At 52.1% G+C, this 777-nt stretch carries 6 tRNA genes and 1 rRNA gene; all 7 read left to right on the top strand.

Annotation, left to right across the window (positions count from 1 at the left end):
• The first annotated feature begins 32 nt into the window (after nt 1–32).
• The 7 genes from rrf to JCM19034_RS20610 all read left to right on the top strand — a co-directional run bounded on the left by rrf (nt 33) and on the right by JCM19034_RS20610 (nt 771).
• A 5S ribosomal RNA gene (gene rrf, locus JCM19034_RS20640) occupies nt 33–148 on the top strand.
• A 25-nt stretch (nt 149–173) separates the two neighbouring features.
• Nucleotides 174–248, top strand: a tRNA-Asn gene (locus tag JCM19034_RS20635).
• Between the two features lie 5 nt (nt 249–253).
• Nucleotides 254–347 (top strand) — tRNA-Ser (locus JCM19034_RS20630).
• Nucleotides 348–386: 39 nt separating this feature from the next.
• Nucleotides 387–461: transfer RNA gene (locus tag JCM19034_RS20625), tRNA-Glu, on the top strand.
• A gap of 9 nt (nt 462–470) precedes the next feature.
• Nucleotides 471–546: transfer RNA gene (locus JCM19034_RS20620), tRNA-Val, on the top strand.
• A 66-nt stretch (nt 547–612) separates the two neighbouring features.
• Nucleotides 613–686: transfer RNA gene (locus JCM19034_RS20615), tRNA-Met, on the top strand.
• A gap of 8 nt (nt 687–694) precedes the next feature.
• Nucleotides 695–771: transfer RNA gene (locus JCM19034_RS20610), tRNA-Asp, on the top strand.
• Nucleotides 772–777: the final 6 nt, after the last annotated feature.

Genomic DNA, 777 nt, shown 5'->3' with positions numbered 1-777 from the left:
GAACAAAGAGTTAATACTCTCATGTTCAAAAGTCCGGTGGCGATAGCAAAGAGGTCACACCCGTTCCCATGCCGAACACGGTCGTTAAGCTCTTTTGCGCCGATGGTAGTTGGGGGCTTCCCCCTGTGAGAGTAGGACGTTGCCGGGCTTACTATATTACATAGTTTTATTGTTCCACAGTAGCTCAGTGGTAGAGCTATCGGCTGTTAACCGATCGGTCGTAGGTTCGAATCCTACCTGTGGAGCCAACTTTGGAGAGCTGTCCGAGCTGGCCGAAGGAGCACGATTGGAAATCGTGTAGGCGGTGTAAAACCGTCTCGAGGGTTCGAATCCCTCGCTCTCCGCCAGATCGTTCTCATATATAGAATACATACATTCCATAGTTGGGCCCGTTGGTCAAGCGGTTAAGACACCGCCCTTTCACGGCGGTAACACGGGTTCGAATCCCGTACGGGTCACCAATACATATCGGAGGATTAGCTCAGCTGGGAGAGCACCTGCCTTACAAGCAGGGGGTCGGCGGTTCGATCCCGTCATCCTCCACCATACTATATAAATGAGAAGAGGAGATGTCCTCTACTTAGAAAAACATCATTTATAACTTTGTAACGTCGCGGGGTGGAGCAGTCTGGTAGCTCGTCGGGCTCATAACCCGAAGGTCGATGGTTCAAATCCATCCCCCGCAATACCAGTAGGTCCGGTAGTTCAGTTGGTTAGAATGCCTGCCTGTCACGCAGGAGGTCGCGGGTTCGAGTCCCGTCCGGACCGCCAGTTTTT

Source organism: Bacillus sp. JCM 19034, assembly GCF_001310635.1.
Lineage (GTDB): Bacteria > Bacillota > Bacilli > Bacillales > Bacillaceae_D > Halalkalibacter.
Note: the sequence above shows the minus strand (reverse complement) of the source record. Positions and strands in the feature narration are given on the sequence as shown.